Origin of the sequence: Sinomonas sp., from assembly GCF_051955515.1 — a bacterium.
Lineage (GTDB): Bacteria > Actinomycetota > Actinomycetes > Actinomycetales > Micrococcaceae > Sinomonas.
In genome coordinates, this window is the sequence record NZ_JBQCGQ010000265.1 from 1 (window position 1) to 5,976 (window position 5,976).

The 5,976-nt window shown below is 69.0% G+C and carries 6 protein-coding genes and 1 pseudogene; 4 read left to right on the forward strand and 3 right to left on the reverse strand.

Going from position 1 to position 5,976, the window contains the following annotated elements; translation table 11 throughout:
* A pseudogene (locus tag ACTHL9_RS15680) lies at nucleotides 1–224 on the reverse strand (Putrescine importer PuuP); the annotation flags it as partial.
* Nucleotides 221–1,132, reverse strand: a complete 912-nt coding sequence (locus tag ACTHL9_RS15685; RefSeq protein WP_440520215.1) for a carbon-nitrogen hydrolase family protein — start codon at nucleotides 1,130–1,132, stop codon at nucleotides 221–223. The gene ACTHL9_RS15685 and the pseudogene ACTHL9_RS15680, both read right to left, overlap by 4 nt.
* A gap of 102 nt (nucleotides 1,133–1,234) precedes the next feature.
* On the opposite strand from ACTHL9_RS15685, the gene ACTHL9_RS15690 reads away from it, so the two are divergent.
* From ACTHL9_RS15690 to ACTHL9_RS15700, 3 genes are all read left to right on the forward strand, one after another.
* Nucleotides 1,235–2,002: a FadR/GntR family transcriptional regulator gene (locus ACTHL9_RS15690; protein ID WP_440520216.1), complete on the forward strand. Its 768-nt coding sequence runs from the start codon at nucleotides 1,235–1,237 to the stop codon at nucleotides 2,000–2,002.
* A 109-nt stretch (nucleotides 2,003–2,111) separates the two neighbouring features.
* Nucleotides 2,112–2,915, forward strand: coding sequence for a histidine phosphatase family protein (locus tag ACTHL9_RS15695; protein ID WP_440520217.1), 804 nt, complete (start codon nucleotides 2,112–2,114; stop codon nucleotides 2,913–2,915).
* Entirely contained in the window at nucleotides 2,899–3,849 is a 951-nt protein-coding gene (locus tag ACTHL9_RS15700) for an ADP-dependent NAD(P)H-hydrate dehydratase (RefSeq protein WP_440520218.1), read from the forward strand. Before ACTHL9_RS15695 ends, ACTHL9_RS15700 begins: the two co-directional genes overlap by 17 nt.
* Nucleotides 3,850–3,855: 6 nt before the next feature.
* Here the strand turns inward: ACTHL9_RS15700 and ACTHL9_RS15705 are convergent, their stop codons facing one another.
* Entirely contained in the window at nucleotides 3,856–4,419 is a 564-nt protein-coding gene (locus ACTHL9_RS15705; protein WP_440520219.1) for a hypothetical protein, read from the reverse strand.
* Nucleotides 4,420–5,109: 690 nt separating this feature from the next.
* On the opposite strand from ACTHL9_RS15705, the gene ACTHL9_RS15710 reads away from it, so the two are divergent.
* Nucleotides 5,110–5,976 (forward strand): MFS transporter (locus tag ACTHL9_RS15710; protein ID WP_440520220.1); only part of this gene is annotated, 867 nt, incomplete at its 3' end.

Consider the following 5,976-nt stretch of genomic DNA (forward strand, 5'->3'; position numbering starts at 1 on the left):
GAGCCGGCGACCGGGTGGGCCACGGACATCCGGCCGTAGCTGTGGGCCGTGAACAGCATCGCGACGAGCGCCACGAGATAGGCCGACGGCGTTGCCCCGCCTGTGGTCTGCGCGATCACCCCGAAGATCCCGAGGACGATGAGCGGCGCGAGGTACGCGAGGCCGAACAGGACGAGCGACGGGAGTCGCAGAGTCCGGGTGAGGGTTGCCGACGAATCGGTCATCGAGTGCTCCTGACTGTGGCGAAAGCCACGTCGGTGTGGCCAGTGGCGGGTGCGGGTGATGGAGTCTGCGGCTGCCAGCTCGCGGGGTCGATTCGGCCCTGATAGACCGGCAGCGGGATGGGCGGCTCGTCGGGCCGGAACTGCGACCACATGCGGTTCACGCCCGCGGTCCCCTGAGTGCGAACCTGTCCGACGGCGTCGAGTTCCAGCTCCGCGGCGAGGAGCGTCGGTGAGGCGTCGGGAGCCTCGGCGATGACCTCGCCCTCAGGGCCGACGACGATGCTGCGGCCCTGGCCCGTCGGCCCGCCGCAGTTGACGCTCACCACGAACACTTGGTTGACGATCGCGTTCGCGCGGGCGAGGACGAGCTCTTGGGCGCGGTCCGTCGTCGTCGTCTTGACGACGTTGAGGATCACTTCGGCGCCCATCCAAGCGAGCTGGCGGCTGGTTTCCGGGAACCATGCGTCGTAGCAGATGTTCAGGCCCACGCGCCCGATCCCGTCGAGGTCGACGACGACGAAGCGGTCGCCCGGCTCGTACGGCTCGTGGGGGCGCCACGGGAAGATCTTGCGATAGCTGCCCGCAAGCTCCCCGGCCGGCGAGAGGACGATCTGGGTGTTGAACAGCTCGCCCCGCTCGCCGCGTTCGCAGACGCTGCCGGGAACGAGCCAGACGCCGAGCTCCTCGGCGAGGCCTGCGAGCGCCTCGACGCGAGGGCCGTCCAGCGGCTCTGCCGCCGCGCGCAGCGCCTCCTCGCGCTGGAGGTCGGGGTCGCCGTCGCCGAAGAGGTGGAGTTCGGGGAAGACGAGGAGCTTCTTTTCGGGGTGAAGCTCGACGGTGCGGCGGGCTTCGTCGGCGAACGCCGCGAACGGCTCGCCGATGAGCCGCGGCGGCGCCTGGACGGCCACGAGGGGAAGATGTCGTTGCAAGGAAACCTCGATTTTCGATGTGACGTCGCCCATAATAGATCAAGCTGAGCTAATAGATTCAACTGAGGAAAGGGGGCACAGGTGACTTCTCTCGACGCTGAGCCGGACTCCGCCATCGCCCTCCCCGATTCGGGTGTGCCGCTCATCGACGACGCGTCGCTCGCCCGGATCGGACGCCGAAGCGCCATCGATGCTGTCCGGATGAGGATCGGCATGGCGATCCGACTCGGGCTCCTCAAGCCCGGCGAGCGGCTGCCCGACAAGGACGACGTTGCCCTGGGCCTGTCCGTCAGCCCCATGACCGCGCGCCGAGCGCTGGCTTCGCTCGCGGACGACGGCGTCCTTGTCCGGTTGCGTGGGCGCGGCGGCGGGACGTTCGTGGCTGAGGAGCCTCCCGGGGAGGTCCTGCGCAGCCTTACCATGGCGCCCGCCGAGGTCACGGAGGTCCACCGGCTCATCGATCGGCGCATGCTGCAGGAGACCGCCGTCGCCCATTTCGCCGCGCTCCACGCGAGCGGCGAGCAGCTCGCCGAGCTCGAGGCGCTCACCGCGCGCATGGCTGGCGCGACCGGCTGGGCGGAGTACCACCAGTGCGACGCGGCCTTCCACGAGCTCGTCGCGGAGGCGGCCGGCCTCGGCTCGGCCGCGGAGGAGTACCGGCATTCGCTCGAGGAGCTCTACGCGTTCTTCGTCCCGTACCCGATCGAGGACCTGCACCTGGCGAACCGCGATCACGCCGCGCTCACGGCGGCGGTGCGCGCCGGGGACGTGGTGACCGCGGCGGCCGTCTCACGCCGGCACGTCGAGACGCTCCACCGGACGAGGGTGGTGGGTCTGCTGGCGGAGTGACGCCCGCCCACGCTGCGCCGGGCCGCCGTCGTCCGTTATTTCCGCCGCCGCTCGGGTACGTGGTGTGTAGTGTTCCGCATTCGGCACGGCAGGACGGGGTGGTTTCGTGATGGACACTTCAGCGAACGGAAATTCGGCCGACGACCGCGGTTTGACGCAGGCGGTCCAGGAGGCCGGCGCGGTCGAGCTGCTGCTGATCCGGCACGGTGAGAGCGAAGGCAACGTGGCGGCTACCGAGGCGCGTGACGCCGGCGTGGAGGTCATCGACGTCCCCGCCCGCGATGCCGACGTCAACCTGTCCGGCACCGGCCAGGACCAGGCCAAGGCGTTGGGGACCGCGCTGGGCCGGATCGCCGCGGACCTCCGCCCGGACGCCGTGGTGTCCTCCCCCTACGCGCGGGCGCGCCAGACGGCCGAGATCGCCGTGGAAACAGCGGGCTGGCCGATGCCGGTGCGCACCGACGAGCGGCTGCGCGACCGCGAACTCGGCATCCTGGACCGCCTCACACGCCTGGGCGTGGAGAACCGGTATCCGGAGGAGTCCGAGCGCCGGGAGTGGCTGGGCAAGCTGTACTACCGTCCGCCGGGCGGGGAATCCTGGGCGGATGTGGCGCTGCGGATCCGGTCCGTGCTGGCGGAGCTGAACAATCTGGGCATGGGGCACCGGGTGATGCTGGTGTGCCACGACGCGGTGATCATGCTGTTCCGGTACGTGCTGGAAGGCCTCAGCGAGAAGGAACTGCTGGACCTGGCGGCCACGGAAACCATCCTCAACGCCTCGATGACCCGGTTCGTCCGCCCCTCCGGCGTCGGGCCGTGGACGTTGGAGAGCTTCAACGTGGCGGACCACCTGAGGGAGCAGGGCGTGACCGTCACCGAGCACGGTGGAGACACGAGTGTCCGGCCGCAGTGATTCCTCCGGCCCCACCCTGGTGACGCCGTCGCTCCTGCGGGATTGGCCGCTCCCAGCGCCCGGGCAGGACAAATACTCGCGCGGGTCCGTGCTCGTCATCGGGGGAGCCCGGCCTACCCCCGGAGCCGCCCTGCTGGCCGGGGTAACGGCCCTGCGCGCCGGGGCCGGAAAACTGACCCTGGCCGTGGCCGAATCGGTCGCTGTGCAGGTGGGGGTGGCGTTTCCCGAGTGCGGGTCGATCGGCCTGCCGGAGACCGTGGACGGCTCCGTGAAGCCCGAGCTGGACCGGATTTCCTCCTATCTGGACAAGGCCGACACGATTCTCGTGGGGCCGGGGCTGGACGACCTCGACCTGGCTGGGGAACTGCTGGCCGCACTGCTCGATCGCGAGACCTCCGGGGCGCCAGGCGTAGCCCCGGCTGGGGGCGACGCTGCCGGGGGCGAGGCTGGCGGCCTTGGAGGGCCCGCCGTCGTCCTCGATGCCTTCGCCCTGGGCGCCCTCGGACCGCTCGAGGACCAGCTGGACCGGTGGCGCGGGCGGCTGATCCTCACCCCGAATCCCACCGAGGCCGCGGTCCTGCTGGGCCGGGACGTGAACGACCTCGAAAAGGACGTCGCCGAGATCTCGGACAGGTTCGACGCTGTGGTCAGCTGCCAGGGGCTGATCACCCAGCCCGCCCGGCTGGGACCGGAGCTGTGGAAGATCGGCACCGGGTACGGAGGCCTGGGCACCTCCGGCAGTGGTGACGTCCTTGCTGGCGCGATTGCGGGGCTCCGGGCCCGGGGAACCAGCAGCGCGCAGGCGGCGTGCTGGGGCACCCATCTGCATGCCTCGGCCGCTGACCGGCTGGCCAGCAGGCTCGGCCCGCTCGGGTTCCTGGCCCGAGAACTTGCCGACGAGCTGCCTGCGCTGATGCTGGAGCTCAGCGTCTGAGGGTCTCTAGCGCTGAGTGACGCAGGCGTCGCCGACGAACGCCCCTGCGAAGGAGGGGGCGCCGAGCGCGCCGGCGGCCTGTGCGGTGAGCGTCAGCCCGGCAGCGGTCCCGGAGCAGGCGGGCACGCTGCCGCCAATCGGTTGGACTGGTCCGAGAGCGAACACGTCGACTCGGCCGGCAAGCCGCTTGCCGTTCAACTGGGCTTTGGCGTCGAGCAGACCCGTGCCGAGGTTGATGTCGAAACGCGTCAGGCGCAGCGAACCCCCGCCGACCGGGGAGAACTGGAGACCGCCTGCGTGCTGGACGACGGTGCCGGCCACGTGCGTGATGGGGAAGATCAGTTCGGCGCGGCCGCCGGGGGCGATCAGCGCCCCGGGAGCTATGGGCTTGACCTTGAGGGTCCCAGCGAGCACGGGGACGAGCGACGGGTTGAGCACCACGGTCGTGGCGCCGCGCACCCCGCCCGGCTCCCAGCTGCGCGAGTCGGCATGGGCGGCCGGGGCGAGCAGAACGGTTGAGGCCAAGACCGCGGCAGAAGCCGCGGCTGCAGCAAAGCGACGACGGGACATTTCTTTCACTCCAGACAACAAGGGGCCTTCGCGGCCGTGACTTCCACTGAGACAGTCGAGGTACTGGGCACCTTTGAAGTTCTCTCGATCATCGAGTATCTCGACTGTCGAGAAACATTGTGGACTCACGCGCTCCCGATGGCAACCCCCGGAGGGTGCTTGCTGGAACCCGCGTGGGGTAGTGCTCCAGCATGCGGCGGGTGGGGAACCTGACGCCCTCACGTCGGCTCGGCATTTCGACGGCGGCCACTCTTCGTTTTCCGGAATAGGCGCGATCGGCAGCTGAAAAGATATGCGGATCAAATAGACGAAATCCCTATATGGGCAAATAAAAGCAGTAGCTGAGCCTGCTGGACGCCGATCGAGGGCGAGCGGCCGCTGGCTGGAGCGCCGCGGAACCCACGGGCAGCGCGGCCGCTGGACTGGTGAGGACGCCCGAGTCCCCGATACTCCCGCCGTTCGGAGGCCTGTCATAACCGATCCCTATCTAGGGACACAAAAGCTGTCTTTGTGTGACTCGCACCTCAAACGCTACTTTCTATATGAGGCCAGTTTGCAAAGCCGTACAAGAACGCGATCGCCATGCGAGAGAGCTCACGGCAGGACTAACCGGAAATTCCTCTCGAGGTCTTTTTCCGCAGCCCATGCTTGCGGGCGGCCCACTGTCCACCCATCGCCAATGGAGTCGAAATGACTGAAACCACACTCCCCAAGAAGACCCCGGTCAGGGCGGCAGTCGCGGCCTGGATCGGCACGACGCTCGAGTACTACGACTTCGCGGTGTACGGCACCGCGTCGGCGTTGGTCCTGAACGTCCTCTTCTTCTCGCCCCAGCTGCCCGAGGGCATCAGCGTGCTGCTGTCCCTGGTCACCTTCGCGGTCGGCTACGCCGTGCGTCCCCTCGGCTCCCTCATCCTGGGCCCGATGGGCGACCGCTTCGGCCGCAAATTCGTCATGATGATCACACTGTTCGGCATCGGCGGCTGCACCTTCCTGATCGGCTGCCTGCCCACGTACGCCCAGATCGGCGCCGCCGCCCCGATCCTGCTCGTGGCGATCCGCGTCATCCAGGGGCTCTGCCTCTCCGGCGAGCAGCCCAGCGCGATCACCATGAGCCTGGAGCACTCCTCCGATCGCCGCCGCGGGTTCATCACGAGCTTCACGACCCTGGGCGCCTCCTCCGGCACGCTGCTCACCCTGCTGCTCTTCATCCCGATCGCCGCGATGCCCTCCCAGCAGCTGCTCTCCTGGGGCTGGCGGCTCCCCTTCTGGTTCTCCGCCGTCGTCGTGGTCGTCGCCTACCTGATCCGCCGCCATGTCCAGGAGCCCCCGGAGTTCGTCGAGGCCCAGCGCAACAAGGTCAACGTCGCCCCGCTCAAGCACGTCCTGCGCTTCCACTGGCGCGCCGTGCTCCGCATCGTCTTCTGCGCGCTCATCGCCGGGACGAGCTACATGATGCAGACGTTCTCGGTGGCGTTCGGAACCTCCGGGTACAAGCTGGACAAGCCCACCATGCTCCTGACGACGACCGTCTCGGCCGTGATCGCCCTGGCCATC